The following is a 15,375-nucleotide window of genomic DNA, read 5'->3' on the forward strand; positions in this document are numbered from 1 at the left end:
CGGAGGCCGGACCGAATGCGGGGTGGCAGGAATTCCGTCTAAACATTTGATCCAATTCGATATAAAGATATTCCATAATATACCTTATGCGAATCAAGGAATGGGCAGCCGGAGGCGGCTGTCGGCTCTGGTTGGATCTGAGTCATTCATGCCCTATTCGAGTCTAGGTCATTCGGACGGTCGAGATTCGTGTGCCGCTGTCGCTTACCAGCGCAACATCCTGCCCTCGTCGCGCCCCTCTATGCCCGGCATCCGCAAGAAACTCATCCGGCAAAACCGGAGCAGCCTTCTTCGTCCCATTCGCCCGCATCCGCGAAAAACGTTGGCGTGCCGGCGAGACAGTGATGTCCCATTCGTCCGCGGCGGCTGGATTGGAGGCCCGTCACTTCTACTCAAGACCTGCATGTACATCGAGCTGATGCAGGGCCGGACACCCGACTTTCTTGAAGTCTTGGCTGGGAAGCCGGCAAGGGGCACGACCTGCCCCTCCTCTGTCAAACTCTGAAACTATCCCAAGCGTTCATCACAGTTCATTGCGACTGCGGCCCTCGGCGGTTGGTTATCCTCAGAGGCTTCCAGAACAGTTTCCTTGCCACTGACCTGCCTTGTCACGAGCCGGTTGCGGACCTTTTCCATCACGGCGCTCGCCGCGGCCGGGAGTTGCATGCCCTTCAAGGTCACCAGGCAGGCCTCGCGCTCCAGCCGGAGCCAAGGCTGTTCAAGCGGGACAATCCCCGCCGTGTCGATCCCTGACAGCGCACTGCGCGCAAGTATTGTCACGAGGTTGGTTCGGCGCAGAAACGCGAAGGTTATGAAAAGCGAACTCGTCAGGATATGGGCCGCAGGTAACTCTTCGCCCTTGCTCACGTACACGTGGTTCAACTCGTCCTGCAGATTGGTACTCATCCGCGGGAGCAACCACCTGTATTGGGCGAGTTCTTTGAAGGATTGCGGCGGTCGAAGCTGGAGCGGATGGTCCTTGCGGGTGACGATGACCAGGTCGTCGACCAGCAAACGGTTGTAGGCCAGCGCGGAATCCAGGCTGGCCCTGGTATGGTCCGACTTGACCCAGCCCAGGAGGGCATAGTCGATCTCGCGCGTCTTGATCCATTCGTAGAGTTCGTCCGTGGTGCCCTCGCGGATGGTGTAGCGGACATTGGGCTGCTTCTCGGCCAGCTCGGCAATCGCCTCGGGAAGGATCTGTGTCAGGAACGACGGGCCCGCGCCGATACGGACGTGACCGGAAAGGCCGGCCCGCATGTCGGTCATCAGCTGTTCGGCTTCATCCATCCGATAGATGATCGATTCCGCGCGACTTCTCAGCGCGATGCCCGCATCCGTCAGGGCTATTCCACGGCCTTTCCGGACATAGAGCTGAACGCTCAACTGGTGCTGCAGCCGTGCCATCATTTTGGACAAAGCGGGTTGAGAAATGCTCAATGTTTCAGCGGCCTGAGAAAGATTCAGATGGTTCGCCACCACCAGGAAGTACCGCAGCTGCTGCAGCTCCACTCTATAGCCTTTCGGTTATAGTTATTTGCGTCGGCGGCCATTGTTGCATGGGGTCGATCTCGCTCCAATAGACGGATGCTTGCAGGGCGGCGGCGGTTCGCCGGAGCGCGATCGAATTGTGACATTTGGCAACGGGAACGACGATGTTGAACGTGAACAGGCGGACATTCCTGCGCGGCGGAACCTCGCTGCTGGCATTCTCCGGGACGGTACTGTCGAGGCCGGCGCGCGCCCAGGCGATCGACAATCCGGTTCGCGGCGGGATCCTGGTGATCGCCCAGGACGCCAATCCTCCCAGCCTCGACCCGCACAAATCGGCGGCGTTCGCGACGACCAACATCACCGAACAGATCTACGGCTGTCTGCTGCGCTGGGATGACAGCGGCACCAAGGTCGAACCGGACCTGGCCGCCTCCTACGAGATGGTCGACGATCTGACCTACCGCTTCACGCTGCGCGACGGCGTGAAATTCCACAACGGTCAGACGCTGACCAGCGCGGATGTGAAATTCACCTTTGACCGGATCGCAAACCCGGACACCGCGTCGCCGTGGAAGTCGCTCTTTGCCGCCATCCAGTCGGTCGAAACTCCGGACGCGCGCAGCGTCATCTTCCATTTGTCCGCGCCCTTCTCGCCCCTGCTGAACTACCTGGCGACGGTGAAATATTCAGCCATCGTCTCGCAGGCCGACGTGACCCAGCGTGGCGACCTGATCTCCGGCGGGGCCGGGACCGGCCCGTTCAAGTTCGGGAGCTTCGTCTCCAATTCGGTGCTGAAGCTGTCGCGCAACGAGGATTACTACGAACCCGGCCTGCCCTACCTGGACGGGCTGGAGTTCCGCATCATTCCGGATGAAGGCAGCCGGGTGGCGTCCCTGCGCAGCGGATCGGCGGCGCTGACCTGGCTCAACACGCCGGAAGTGGTCGACCAGCTGGCAAGAACCAGAGGGTTCGTCACGCCCAAGCAGCAGGACAACAATGCTGTGCTGCTGATGGAGCTCGACCAGCGGGTGCCGCCCTTCAACGATGTCCGGGTTCGCCGCGCCTTCAGTCTGGCGATCGACCGCCAGCAGATCGCCGATATCGTCTGGCGTGGGCGGGCGGTACTTTCGGCGGCGATCCCGCCGGCGCAGGCGCCCTATGCGGTCCCAAGCGCCGAGGTCCTGGCACTGCCCTACCAGACCCCGGATCTGACGCAGGCCAAGGCACTGATGGCAGAGGCCGGCCATGCGGGCGGGTTCGACACCGTCTTCGCGGTCTCTCCGCAGACCTCCAGCGACGTGGCGGTCGCACAGATCGTGCAGCAGCAGGTGGCGCGGATCGGCATCCGCATCAAGATCGAGCAGAAAGACTGGGGCAGCCTGGTCAAGGATTTCCAGGGCACGCTGAGCCCGATCAGCATGGCCGACCTGGCACCGGCACCCGACGCGGAGTCGAATCTGAGGATCCGGTTTGCCTCCGCGTCGAGCGTCAACCCCGGCAAGACCAAGGATCCGGAGATCGACGCACTCTTCACCGAGGGACGGGCGACCACCGATGTCGCCAAGCGGGTCGCGATCTACCGTGAGATGCAGCACCGCATCGCCGATCAGGCCTATGCGCTGTTCCCCGCCGCGATCCCGCTGCAGTTCGAGATTTGGAGCGAGAAGCTGCGCGGCTACCACACAACCCCCTACGCACAGCGCGTGTTGCTGCGTCAGGCCTGGCTCGCCTCCGCCACGCGATCGAGAGTCCCATGATGTTCGCCCATCTTCTGCGCCGCCTGGCTTTGCTGGTGCCCGTCCTGATCGGGATGTCGGTGGTCAGCTTCTCGCTCGTCCATCTCATTCCTGGCGATGTCGTGAGCGTCATCGCCGGGGGCGAGATTGCCTCGGATTCCGAAGAGGCGCGGAACATCCGCCGCAGCCTCAACCTGGACCAGCCCCTGACCGTGCAATATTTCACCTGGATCAACGGGGTGGTGCACGGCAATCTTGGCAAATCGCTGGTGCATAACGTGCCGGTCTCGGGCGAGATTCTGGCGCATCTGCCGGTGACCCTGGCGCTGACGCTGATGTCGCTCGTCATCTCGGTGGTGATCGGTATTCCGGCCGGCGTACTCGCCGCCGCGCGACGGGGGCGAAGCTTGGACGCCGCGCTGCGGATCGTCTCGCTGGCCGGGATGGCGGTACCCACCTTCGTGGCCAGCGTCACCGCCGTCCTGTTCTTCTCGCTGTATCTGCCGTCGGTGCAGCTTTTCAGCAGCATTGATTTCCAGACTGATTTCTGGGGGGCGATCGAGGGGCTGCTGCTGCCCTCCGCCGTGCTGTCGCTGGCCGCCGCTGCGACGATCATGCGCTACACGCGGGGCGCGATGCTGGAAGTCATGCGCGAGCAATATATCGCCATGGCCCGGGCCAAAGGGGCCGGCCCCTGGCGGGTCCTGCTGAAACACGGGCTGCGAACGGCACTGCTGCCGGTGGTCACCGCCTCGGGCCTGATTGCGGCACAGCTGATTTCGGGTGTGGTGGTGGTCGAGCAGGTCTTCGGCCTGCCGGGGCTGGGCCAACTGATGCTGAGCGCGATCAGCAGCCGGGACTACACGCTGGTGCAGGGGGCGGTGATCGTCGTCGGCGCGATGGTGGTGCTGATCAACCTCGCCGTCGACCTGGCCTATCACCGCCTTGACCCGCGGATCTGACCATGACGGACAACACGATCCCATACACCGCCGCCCCAGAAGCGGCGCGCGCACGGCGGCTTGCTCTGCACCCGCTGGCCGCTTTCCGGCGTCAGAACCTGCTGGTGCAGGCCGGGGCCGCGCTGCTGCTGATCCTGCTGGCATGTGCCCTGCTCGGGCCGTTGCTCCTGCCCTTCGGTCCGAATGATCTCGTCGGAATGTCGATGCGGCCGCCCTCTGCGGCGCATCCCTTCGGCACCGATCTGCTCGGGCGTGACGTGATGACGCGAACGCTTTACGCCTCCCGCAGCTCGATGATCGTGGCGGCCGCCGCGACCGCCTTCGCCCTTGTCGTGGGGACAAGCTGGGGCATGGCCGCGGGCTATGCCAGAGGCAAGGCGGACCTCCTGCTGATGCGTCTTCTTGACGTCTTGCAGGCCTTTCCACCGCTGCTCCTGGCGATCGCCCTGGTTGCCGTGCTGGGGAACAGCCTGAGCAATCTGATCATGACGATGGGCGTGCTCTTCGTGCCGCCATTCGCCCGGGTGGCCCGTGGGGCAACCCTGTCGCTGCGCGAGCGGCAATTCGTCAAGGCCGCCCAGGTGCTGGGCGTTCCGGCCTGGCGCAACCTGCTCGTCCATGTGCTGCCCAATATCTCCACCCCCCTGATCATCGAGACCGCCTCGACGATCACCGCCGCCCTGCTGACGGAATCGGCCCTCTCCTTCCTCGGCATGGGCATTCAGCCCCCGACCCCGACCTGGGGCGGGATGATCGCGGACTCCACCTCGGTCATGACGCATGCCCCCTGGCTGGTGCTCGCCCCCGGCGCAGCCATCGTGCTCATCGTGCTTGGCTTCCTGCTGCTCGGCGATGGGTTGCGCGACAAATTCGATCCCAAAGCGGAGAAGTGACATGAGTTTGGAAAACGATATTCACTGGCAACCGGCCTGGCGTCTGCACGGGCTGGTGGCCAGCGGTGAAAGCTCCGCCGAAGAGATCACCCGCCTGCTGCTGAAGCGGATAGCGCGCTACGACGGCGGCATCCATTCGTTCCTGACCGTGGCGGGCGAGATGGCCCTCGCAGAGGCGCGCGCCGTCGACCGCCGCGTCGCCGCCGGGGAGAAGTTGGGCCCGCTGACCGGCGTCCCGGTGACGATCAAGGATCAGTTCTTCACCCGGGGGCTGCGGACCACCAGCGGCTCGAAGGCTTTCGTCGATCACGTGCCCGAGCGGGACAGCATCTGCGCCGCGCGCATCCGTGCCGCTGGCGGCGTGATCCTGGGCAAGACCAATACGCCGGAATTCGGCATGTATTGGCGGACGGTGGGGCTGATTTCCGAGGAATGCCGCAATCCCTGGGACCGCAAGAAGACCTCGGGCGGTTCCAGCGGCGGGGCGGCGGCCGCGCTGGCCTCGGGCTTCGGTCCGCTCGCCATCGGCAGCGACTCGGGTGGTTCGATCCGTCTGCCATCGGCCCAATGCGGCATCTTCGGCCTTCTGCCGAGCTTCGGGCGTGTGCCGCGCCATGGCGGGTTGGGCTCCGCGGTGTTCTGCACCGCGGTCGGGCCGATGGCACGGGACGTACGGGATGCGGCGACGCTCCTGCAGGTCATCGCCGAACCGATGCCGCAGGATCCGTTCTGCCGGATCGACACGCCGCCCGACTACCTGGGCAGTCTGGAAAATGGCATCGAAGGCGTGCGTGCGACCTGGTGGGACAACAGGTTCGCGCAGGGTTTCACCGATCCGGAGGTGCTGCGCACAGTACGCGCCGCCGCCGAGCTTATCACCGATTTCGGCGCCGATCTGCGCGATGAGGCGGTCGTCCTTGCGACGGAGGGTCTCGACGAAGCCTGGCGGGTGCTGGAGTTCGTCGACCGGCATGCCACTCTGGGCGAGCAACTGATGCGCGACGAGGCGACGTRCAGSCAGCTCACGCCCTATGCGCGCACCCGCTTCGAATGGGCCTCGGAAGTGACTGGCTCGCAATATTCCCGCGCGGTGATGCGCCGTGCGGAGTTCATCCGCTACATGGACGGACTCTTCGCCGAGACCGACCTGATCCTTGCGCCCACCATCGGCATCACCTCGCCCGTCATCGATCCGAATGACATGACCCAACGGATTCCGGCACTCGTCTCCTACACATTGCCAGTGAACGTCGCCGGCTACTGCGCGGCCAGCGTGCCCTGCGGCTTCGTCGGCGGCATGCCGGTCGGGCTGCAGATCATCGGCCGCCCGAACGAGGAGGCGCTGGTGCTGCGGGCCAGCCGCCAGTTCGAGAAGGCGCTGAACTGGAACGCGCATCACCCCGAGGCGGAACTGGACATGGCCTCATGAAGGAGACCGGCGCACTTCTCGAGCTGCGCGATCTGCGCACCTATTTCCACACCGGCGACGCCGTGGCCAAGGCGGTCGACGGGGTCAATCTCACGATCCACGCAGGACGCATCATGGGGGTCGTGGGCGAGTCCGGTTCGGGCAAGAGTGTCACCGGCGCCTCGATCATGGGATTGATCCAGCGGCCAGGCCGGATCGAGCCCGGCAGCCGGATCCTGTTCAAGGGGCGCGATCTGGTGCGGGAGGACGAGCGGACGCTGCGCGGCCTGCGCGGCAACGAGATCGCGATGATCTTCCAGGAACCGATGACCTCGCTGAACCCGGTCTTCACGGTGGGCGAGCAGATCATCGAGAACCTGCAGCTGCACCGGCGGATTTCCCGGGGCGCGGCGCGGGAGCGCGCGGTGGAGCTGATGGGTCTCGTCGGGATTCCCGCGCCGGAAAAGCGTGTCGACAGCTACCCGCACGAATTGTCGGGCGGCATGCGCCAGCGGGTGGTGATCGCGATGGCGCTGACCTGCGATCCCAGCCTGCTGATCGCCGACGAGCCAACGACCGCTCTGGATGTCACGATCCAGGCCCAGATCCTCGAACTGATCGTCAAGCTGCGCCAGGAGCTTGGCATGGCCGTGATGTTCGTCACCCATGATCTCGGAGTCGTCGCCGAGATCTGCGACGAGGTCGCCGTGATGTATGGCGGCCAGGTTGTCGAGACCGGCCCGGTGAAACAGGTGCTGTCCGCGCCGCGCCATCCCTATACCCGCGGGCTGATGGCCTGCATCCCCCGTCTGGGGATGGACCGCAACATGCGCCTCAGCTCGATCCCCGGGATCGTGCCGAGCTCGAAGCTCTGGCCTGTGGGCTGCCGTTTCGCCAACCGCTGCCCACAGGCCATGGCACGCTGCCGCGATGCCGCCCCGCCCCAAGTGCGCAGCGGTGAAAACGCGGCCTCCTGCTGGCTGCTGCTGTCCGATGCCGCCGCCGTGGAGACCTCCGATGGCTGAATCGCTGTTGCAACTGCGCGGCCTGACCAAGCATTTCACCACGCGCTCGCCGAAGGGCAAGGCGGTGGTCCAGGCGGTGGACGACCTTTACCTCGACGTCTACGAGGGCGAGACGCTGGGGCTGGTGGGTGAATCCGGTTGCGGCAAGACGACGACGGCGCAGCTCATCGTCGGCCTGACCACGCCGACCCGGGGGCACGTGAGCCTTGAGGGCAACGACCTCGCGGAACTCGGCGGCAAGGCGCGCAAACTGGCGCGGCGACAACTGCAATACATCTTCCAGGATCCCAACGACTCCCTGGATCCGCGGATGAAGGTGCGGGCGATCGTCTCCGAGGGGCTGCGCGCGCAGGGTCGCATCGGGAAGCCGGAGCTGACGGACAAGGTCGCCGAAGTGCTGAGCCAGGTCGGCCTGCCCGTTGATGCGATGGACCGGTTTCCGCATGAGTTTTCGGGCGGACAGCGGCAGCGGATCGGCATCGCGCGGGCGCTGATCATGCGGCCACGGCTGATCGTCGCGGACGAGCCGATTTCGGCCCTCGACGTCTCGGTACAGTCACAGATCCTCAACCTCATGGGCGACTTGAAGCGCGAGCTCGGCCTGACCTATGTCTTCGTGGCGCACAACTTGGCCGCGGTGGGCTACATCAGCGACCGGATCGCGGTGATGTATCTGGGGCGGATCGTCGAGGTCGGGCCAGTGGAAGACATCATGACCGCGCCCCAGCATCCGTATACGCAAGCCCTGCTCTCGGCGATCCCGGACCCCGACGTCTCGGCCGAGCGAAAGGCGCGGATTCGGCTTTCGGGGGATGTGCCCGGCCCGATCGATCCACCCTCTGGCTGCCGGTTCCGCACGCGCTGCCCGCTCGCCGAGCCGAGATGTGCCGAGGAAGTCCCTTTTCTCAAGCCGCGCGGCGCGGGGAAAGCGGGGCGTGGGCACATGTCCGCCTGTCACCTCGTGAGGTCGCAATAGTCCGAGCCGACTTTTGCCGGCAACATTGGACGAGCGGGGGCAAGCACGAATGCCTTGTCGGAATGATTTGAGAACAAGACGGTATGTTGCACCGGATGGCCGGCTGAGCGTCGGCAAGCTCACTCCTTGGTGAAGAAGCACGGCTCCAGGGCTACCCAGAAAAGGCTACCCAGAACCCCTCTCCCGGCGCACAATCAATCACCAAACGAGCGCCAGACAACGGACGCAGCCGCTTCGAGCCGCGCCGCCAATGGGAGGTCCATCATGAAGGAGAACGTCGCCCGCGCGACCGGCTCTCGCACCATGCCATTCGATGCCGCCAAGCTCGACCGCCTGATGGAGGCGGCTCATCTCGACGTCCTGGTCGCGACCTCCAAGCACAATGTGCAGTACCTGCTCGGGGCCGAGCGCGCGATCTTCTTCGACTACATGGATGCCGTGGGCGTCAGCCGCTATCTGCCGGTCCTGGTCTATGCCAAGGGCGCGCCGGACAAGGCCGTCTATATCGGACATCGGCTGGAGACCCATCAGCGCGCCGTGGCGCCGCCCTGGGTGCCGCAGGTCCGGACCGAGTCCAACGGCTCGGTCGACGCCATCAAGCGGGCCGTAAAGGTCCTGAAGGAAGCCGGGGTGCGGATGAAGCGGATCGGCGTCGAGATGGCGTTCCTGCCGATGGACGCGGGACAGGCGCTTGCCGACGCCCTGCCCGGCGCCGAGCTCAGGGACGCGCTCCTCGTGCTGGAGCGGCTGCGCGCGGTCAAGTCGGCGGACGAGCTGGCAAAACTCAAGACCGCGTCGGAATTGGTGATCGCCTCGATGCTGGAGGTGATCGCCGGGCACGGTCCCGGGACCACCAAGCAGCAATTGTCGGACGGCTTGCGCGTCGCCGAAGTCAACCGCGGGCTGACCTTCGAATATTGCCTGCTGGCCTGCGGCAGCAGCCACAATCGGGCGCCGTCGGCGCAACGCTGGGAGCAAGGCGACGTGCTCTCGCTCGACTCCGGCGGCAATTATCACGGCTATATCGGCGACCTCGCGCGCATGGCCGTGCTGGGCGAGCCGGATGCCGAGTTGACGGATTGCCTGGCCGAGATCGAGGCGGTGCAGCGCGCAGCCTTCGCCGCGGTCCGGCCGGGCGCTCTCGGCGGCGACATCTACGTCGCGGCCGAGCGGCAGCTCGCCCAGATCACCCGGCGCGACTGCACCGATTTCCTCGCGCATGGCATGGGCCTGGTCAGCCACGAGGCCCCTCGCCTGACCGCCAAGGGTCCGGTTCCCTATGACGATGTCGATGCAAGGCTGCCGCTCGAGCCCGGCATGGTGGTGTCGATCGAGACCACCATGAAGCATCCCAGCCGCGGCTTCATCAAGCTCGAGGACACGGTCGCGGTGACGCCGACCGGCTACGAGATCTTTGGCGAGGGCGGCCGTGGGTGGAATCGCGGTGGGAGTGCGCGCTAACGCAGCGGCAGCAGGTCCAACTGGCTCTGCGCCTTCCTGACGGCCGCGGCGAACCAGCTCTGGCTCGGCGCCGCCTTGTCGAAGCACGCAGTAAAGGCGCTCATCGCATTGTCTTCGCGGGTCATGTCACCGCGCGGGTCCTTCTTGTCGATGGGCTTGGCCATCATCTGCTTCCAGACCTTCTCGCAGGCCGGGATTTCGGCCGTCTTCACAGCGTCGGTTGCGGCGAGGAAGAAGACCTTGTCGCCCCGGATCGCGACGACGTCGATTTCATTCGGCGGTCCCTTGAGATCGCCATTGCCGCGCACGCCCAGCACGGCGACCGCGACGCTCGCCGCTGCGGGCTTTGTGATCGGCAGCTCGGCATATTTGGCGAAAGCCGCGTCCTGGATCGCATAATAATAGAGGCGGTCCGACCTGAACGCCGCGCCGATCTCCTGCGGCATGCCGTCCTCGCGGTGCTCGGCAAGCCAGTGCTTGAGCAAGGTGGTCGTCGTCACCACGGCTTGCATCTTGTCGCCTTCCGAAGCGAAACCGAGCCCATCGAGATGGCCGAAGCCCGAGTCGCCTTTGAAGAGCGTGTCGGCGTTCGACTTGCCGTCTGCCGGCAGCCCCTTGATGGTGACGGGCCCGACCAGGCCGCGCAGCACGGCTGTCAGTTCCTTGAGCGCCGCATCGTGCTGCCTGGTGGTCTCGTCGCTCTCCGCAGCCTTCGAGAACTTTGCGATGTAGCGATCACGCAGGTCGAGGTAGTGCTGCTCTTGTGTGGCCGCATGTGCGCAGGTGCCAAAGACGAGCAGGCAGAGCAAGGCGAGCGATCTCATTCAATGTCCGCGGGCTGGGAGCGACCTCCAGTCTTTGTGCCGGTGCCGGGCGGGAAGGTTCATCCGCGAGGGCCGGCCGCGAGCCCGTGAAGAGCCGGCGGGATCGTGTCGGGCAATTGTCCGAGCCGCTGAACGGCCGCCAGCATCGCGGCAAGATAGCCGTATGGGCCCAGGCCGCAAATGACCGCCGTGCAGGCACTCGACGTGATCGAATGGCGGTGAAGCGCGTCGCGCGCATGGATATTCGAGATATGCAGCTCGATCTTCGGCCCCTCAAAAATCTTCAGCGCATCGATCAACGCGATCGACGTGAAGGAATAGCCCGCCGGATTGATGATGATCGCATCCGCCTTGCCATGGGCGGACTGGATCAGGTTGACCAGCTCGCCCTCCATATTGGACTGATGGAACGCGATCGAGACGCCAAGCTGATCGGCCAGAGCCTGGCAGCTCGCTTCGATCTCCTTCAGCGTCGTCCGGCCGTAGATGTGCGGCTCCCTGATGCCGAGAGAATTGAGGTTCGGTCCATTGAGGATCATGATCTGGGCGGCCATTGTGTCCCTCGTGTCCTTTGCCAACGCTGCGCGATGAACCGCCGAACCATTTCGCCGGAATCGTCAGCAGTCCCGGGAATAGTACCATCATGTTCTTGCCATTCACGGCGTCGCGCGGGCCTTCCAGAACATCGGTTCTTGACCAGTTCGCCTAGCCCTACTCCGCCGGCGTGAGCTGCCGGCTCAGCCGTACCGCGGCGGTCTCACGCACGCGGACGCGGGCGCGGCGCTTGCGCCACCAGATCACGACGCCGGTGACCGAAAGCGCCGCCACCACCAGGCCCATGATCGAGATCAGGACGCGGCCGAACAGTCCGACGATACGGCCCGAATGCAGCGGAAACTGCGCCTGCACGAAGATGTCGGCGGCGGTGCCGACCCAGGGCAGCCTTTCGCCGATCGGACGTCCATCCTCGCTGTCGTAATAGAGCTGCGCGGGCCCGACGCCGCCGGCGCCGTGGTCGTCGCCGGGGTGAAAGAACGCCGCCGCATAGACACCATGGGCGGGCCCGTAACTGATCGCACCGATCGGGGTGGTCCACCCCCGCCCCTGGCCGTCGGCGCTGGAGCGCGCGGCGATCTCGGCAAAGCTGACCTTGGGCTCGATGGGATCGTCGAGATCGCGGTACGGCCGCTGCTCATAGGGCGTCGGCGTGTAGTTCGACACCATCTTCATCAGCGGCGAAAACACCTCGAAATAGAGATTCAGCGAGAACGCCGTGAAGGCGATGACGAACAGCAGTGCCCAGGTCCACAGGCTGAAGGCGCGGTGGATGTCGAAATTGATCCGGTAGGCGCTGCCGCTTGTCTTGATGGTCCAGGCCGGCGCCCAGCGCGCCCAAAAACCCCGGTCGAGCTGGCGCGCGACCGCGGGCGCCCGCGTGGCGCTGGCGCGCCGCCGGGAGGGCAGCGTGAGATAGAAGCCGACGAAGCAATCGATGGTCCAGACGATGGCGATGATGCCGAGCACCCGCATGCCCCAGCGGTCGCTGCCCCAGAACTCCGGAATGTGCATCGTGTAGTGCAGCTTGTAGAGGAACGAGACGAAGTTCTCCCGTGTCACCGGCCACACCGCGCCCCAGTAGCGCCGGCCGAGCTCCGCGCCGGTGTTGGGGTCGAGGAATATCTGATTGTAATCGAGCGCGTAGCGCTTGCCGGTCGCCGGATCGATCCGCGGCATGACGAAGAACCACAGCGACTGGCCCTCCTCCGGTGTCATGAAGAGGTAGACCACGCGCGCCCGCGGATCGCGCTGCTCGATCTGTTTGGCGAGCTCGATGGAGGGAATGGCCGGGCCCTTGCTGGTGACGTCGAACAGGTGCCGGTTCAGCACGTCGTCGATCTCATGATCCCAGGAGATGATCGCCCCGGTGATGCCGGAGAAGAACAGGAATCCTGCCGTGAGCAGTCCCGCCCAGCGATGCAACCGACCGAATAGCGCTCTCATCGAGGTTCCAAAGTTGCCGGCTTTGCCGGTACGATTTTTGAGTCCTCGCCCTAACGCAGGCGCTTTCCGAGTGCGATAGGAACGGCCCTAGAATCTCTCCAGACGTGTGCGCAGCACGTGCGACCAATGCGCCCGTGGATCGAGGCGGGGTTCACCGAGCTGCGTGGTCACCGTGCAGGCCGGACCGCGGCACTCTCCGTCCGGATCGGCATCGGGTGGGAAACACCATCGGCCTGCTGTAAGGTCGATCCGTGTCAGGATCAGCTCGGGAGATGATGGCATGGCGGAGCCCGGCTTCGGTCGCTTCATGAAGGACCACAGGGAGTTTTTCGACGCGCTGGCCGATGATGGTTGGCGGGCCGTCCCCGGCTATGTCGGGGTTGAGGAAAAGATCCTGTCCGGTCGCTTCAATCACCCGGAGCGGACGGGCGCGGTGACGCGGCTGTCGCGCTGGGCCGCCGGTGCGTCCGTAGGCCATCCGGTCTCGCACGATTGGTGCGAGGAAGTGTTTCTGATCTCGGGCTCGCTTTCGATCGGCACGGCGGCACAGGAAGCGCGGCGGCTGGAGGCTGGCACCTATGCCGTGCGGCCGGCCCATGTCGAGCATGGACCGTTCTTCACCCGCGACGGCTGCCTGATGATCGAATTTCTCTACTACCCGCCGGCGGCGTAGCGGCGGGCTTGAAAAGTGTCAGCGATGCCGTAGCCGGCGGTTGACCCGGCGCGCCAGATAGTCGCCGGCGCTCTGCACGAGCTGCACCAACGCGATCAGCACGACGACGACGGCCAGCATCATCTCCGGCATGAAGCGCTGGTAGCCGTAGCGGATGCCGAGATCCCCTAAGCCCCCGCCCCCGACCGCGCCGACCATGGCGGAGTAGCCGAGCAGGCTGACCACCGCGAGCGTCAGCGCCAGCAACAGGCCCGGCAGCGCCTCGGGGATCAGCACCTTGAACACGATCTGAATGGGTGAGGCGCCGAACGAGGACGCGGTCTCGATCAGGCCGCCATCGACCTCACGGATCGCCGCTTCCACCAGGCGCGCGATGAACGGCGTCGAGGCGATCGTCAGTGGCACGATCGCCGCCGTCGAGCCGATCGAGGTGCCGGCGATGAGGCGCGTGAACGGGATGATGGCGACCACCAGGATGATGAAGGGCGTCGAGCGCGTGGCATTGACGACGATGCCGAGCACGGCGTTGATTGCGGGGGCCGCGAACAGCTCTCCCTTGCGGCTGGTGGCGAGGAAAACGCCGAGCGGCAGGCCGAAGACGGTGCCGAGCAGCGCCGCGACCCCGACCATGAACAGGCTTTCGCCGGTGGCCTGGATGATCAGGTTGATGAGCTCAGGCGACATGGCCGAGACGCTCCGCCAGGAATTGATGTTGAGACAGCCAGGCGAGTGCCCGGCTCGCGGCGCCCTCGCCGCCGGGAATGCCAAGAGGAATGCCAAGCACCAGCGAGCCGACATGCTGGCCGCCGATCTCGTCGATGCGGGCCGCCAGCAGCGCCACGTCGATGCCGAGCTCGCGCGCGAGCCGCGCGACCAGCGTATCCCCGGCGCCAGCGCCGCGCACCTGGACGCGGATCACCGCCTGCCCGCCTGCAACCGGCTCCGGCACGATCCGGCTCGCCAGCGACACCGGAAGGCTGTCGCCGGTCGCCTCGGCGAGGAAGGACTGCGTGATCGGATGCTTCGGATGGGTGAAGATGTCGGCGACGTGGCCGCTCTCGACGACATGACCGGCGTCGAGCACGACGACTTCCTTGGCCAGCTGACGCACCACGGACATTTCGTGGGTGATCAGCACGATGGTCACGCCGAGCTCGCGGTTGATGTTGGCGAGCAGATCCAGGATCGCGCGGGTGGTTTGCGGATCGAGCGCTGAGGTCGCCTCGTCCGACAGCAGCACGTTCGGCCGGGTCGCGAGCGCGCGCGCAATGCCGACGCGTTGCTTCTGGCCGCCGGAGAGTTCGGAAGGGTAGCGATCGTGCTTGTCGGCTATACCGACGAGGTCGAGCAGCTCGGCCACCCGCGCCTTGATGTCGGCCTTGGCCCAGCCGGCGATCTCCAGCGGCAGCGCGATGTTGTCGGCCGCCGTGCGCGACGACAGCAGGTTGAAATGCTGGAAGATCATGCCGATCGAGCGCTGTGCCAGCCGCAGCTCACGGCCGGCCAGCGCCGAGATGTCGCGGCCGTCGACGACAACGCGGCCCGTGGTCGGCTTCTCCAGCCCGTTGATGAGCCGGACAAGGCTCGACTTGCCGGCGCCGGAGCGGCCGATCACGCCGGTGATCGCCCCGCGCGGAATCGCAAAGTCGATGCCTTCAAGCGCACGGACGCCGGGCTTGCCGCGATAGGCCGGATAGGTTTTCGAAATGCCAGCGAACCGGACCATCGCGTCCGGCCCGGCAGCGGGTGAAATCGCCTCGCGGGGCTCGATCGGCAGGCCGGTCGCCACTGATTGGTGCGCGTTCATCTCTTTCACAACGGATCGTCTGCTCGCATGCCGTGGGGCGCGAGAGAAAGTCGCATCAGCGACGGGGGAAGCCAGAGGGCATGCGGTTCCAAGCGAACGCTGCACTGCAACACGC

At 65.4% G+C, this 15,375-nt stretch carries 14 protein-coding genes; 8 read left to right on the forward strand and 6 right to left on the reverse strand.

Features of this window, described 5'->3' with window-relative positions:
- Positions 1–507 precede the first annotated feature (507 nt).
- Positions 508–1,512 (reverse strand): LysR family transcriptional regulator, encoded by a 1,005-nt coding sequence (locus ACXJMY_RS09440; RefSeq protein WP_456619048.1) that lies wholly within the window; start codon positions 1,510–1,512, stop codon positions 508–510.
- A 143-nt stretch (positions 1,513–1,655) separates the two neighbouring features.
- Between ACXJMY_RS09440 and ACXJMY_RS09445 the strand changes: the two genes are divergently transcribed.
- The 7 genes from ACXJMY_RS09445 to ACXJMY_RS09475 all read left to right on the forward strand — a co-directional run bounded on the left by ACXJMY_RS09445 (position 1,656) and on the right by ACXJMY_RS09475 (position 9,955).
- Positions 1,656–3,251 (forward strand): ABC transporter substrate-binding protein, encoded by a 1,596-nt coding sequence (locus ACXJMY_RS09445; protein WP_456619049.1) that lies wholly within the window; start codon positions 1,656–1,658, stop codon positions 3,249–3,251.
- The gene (locus tag ACXJMY_RS09450) at positions 3,248–4,192 is read left to right on the forward strand and encodes an ABC transporter permease (protein ID WP_456619050.1); all 945 of its coding nucleotides are present in this window, start codon (positions 3,248–3,250) and stop codon (positions 4,190–4,192) included. Before ACXJMY_RS09445 ends, ACXJMY_RS09450 begins: the two co-directional genes overlap by 4 nt.
- 2 nt (positions 4,193–4,194) lie before the next feature.
- A complete protein-coding gene (locus ACXJMY_RS09455) occupies positions 4,195–5,085 on the forward strand; it encodes an ABC transporter permease (protein ID WP_456619051.1) in 891 nt (296 codons plus the stop codon).
- A gap of 1 nt (position 5,086) precedes the next feature.
- Positions 5,087–6,514 carry an amidase gene (locus ACXJMY_RS09460; RefSeq protein WP_456619052.1) on the forward strand — a complete coding sequence of 476 codons (1,428 nt, stop codon included), beginning with the start codon at positions 5,087–5,089 and terminating at the stop codon, positions 6,512–6,514.
- Positions 6,511–7,518 carry an ABC transporter ATP-binding protein gene (locus tag ACXJMY_RS09465; RefSeq protein ID WP_456619053.1) on the forward strand — a complete coding sequence of 336 codons (1,008 nt, stop codon included), beginning with the start codon at positions 6,511–6,513 and terminating at the stop codon, positions 7,516–7,518. Before ACXJMY_RS09460 ends, ACXJMY_RS09465 begins: the two co-directional genes overlap by 4 nt.
- Positions 7,511–8,494 (forward strand): ABC transporter ATP-binding protein, encoded by a 984-nt coding sequence (locus ACXJMY_RS09470; RefSeq protein ID WP_456619054.1) that lies wholly within the window; start codon positions 7,511–7,513, stop codon positions 8,492–8,494. Before ACXJMY_RS09465 ends, ACXJMY_RS09470 begins: the two co-directional genes overlap by 8 nt.
- A 264-nt stretch (positions 8,495–8,758) precedes the next feature.
- Positions 8,759–9,955: a M24 family metallopeptidase gene (locus tag ACXJMY_RS09475; RefSeq protein ID WP_456619055.1), complete on the forward strand. Its 1,197-nt coding sequence runs from the start codon at positions 8,759–8,761 to the stop codon at positions 9,953–9,955.
- Here the strand turns inward: ACXJMY_RS09475 and ACXJMY_RS09480 are convergent.
- The 3 genes from ACXJMY_RS09480 to fsrB form a co-directional block, all read right to left on the reverse strand.
- Positions 9,952–10,779 (reverse strand): hypothetical protein, encoded by an 828-nt coding sequence (locus tag ACXJMY_RS09480; RefSeq protein WP_456619056.1) that lies wholly within the window; start codon positions 10,777–10,779, stop codon positions 9,952–9,954. The two genes, ACXJMY_RS09475 and ACXJMY_RS09480, sit on opposite strands and share 4 nt — an antisense overlap.
- Before the next feature lie 59 nt (positions 10,780–10,838).
- Positions 10,839–11,333: a type II 3-dehydroquinate dehydratase gene (gene aroQ, locus ACXJMY_RS09485; protein WP_456619057.1), complete on the reverse strand. Its 495-nt coding sequence runs from the start codon at positions 11,331–11,333 to the stop codon at positions 10,839–10,841.
- A 157-nt stretch (positions 11,334–11,490) separates the two neighbouring features.
- On the reverse strand, positions 11,491–12,780 hold the full coding sequence (gene fsrB / locus ACXJMY_RS09490; protein ID WP_456619058.1) for a siderophore utilization protein FsrB: 1,290 nt from the start codon (positions 12,778–12,780) through the stop codon (positions 11,491–11,493).
- Positions 12,781–13,060: 280 nt separating this feature from the next.
- Between fsrB and ACXJMY_RS09495 the strand changes: the two genes are divergently transcribed.
- The gene (locus tag ACXJMY_RS09495) at positions 13,061–13,453 is read left to right on the forward strand and encodes a cupin domain-containing protein (RefSeq protein WP_456619059.1); all 393 of its coding nucleotides are present in this window, start codon (positions 13,061–13,063) and stop codon (positions 13,451–13,453) included.
- Positions 13,454–13,471: 18 nt separating this feature from the next.
- Here ACXJMY_RS09495 and ACXJMY_RS09500 read toward each other — a convergent pair whose 3' ends face one another.
- Positions 13,472–14,137: a methionine ABC transporter permease gene (locus tag ACXJMY_RS09500; RefSeq protein WP_456619060.1), complete on the reverse strand. Its 666-nt coding sequence runs from the start codon at positions 14,135–14,137 to the stop codon at positions 13,472–13,474.
- A complete protein-coding gene (locus tag ACXJMY_RS09505; protein WP_456619061.1) occupies positions 14,127–15,260 on the reverse strand; it encodes a methionine ABC transporter ATP-binding protein in 1,134 nt (377 codons plus the stop codon). The genes ACXJMY_RS09500 and ACXJMY_RS09505 overlap by 11 nt, the downstream gene beginning before the upstream one ends.
- Positions 15,261–15,375: the final 115 nt, after the last annotated feature.

It is taken from the genome of Bradyrhizobium sp. P5_C12 (genome assembly GCF_054049735.1).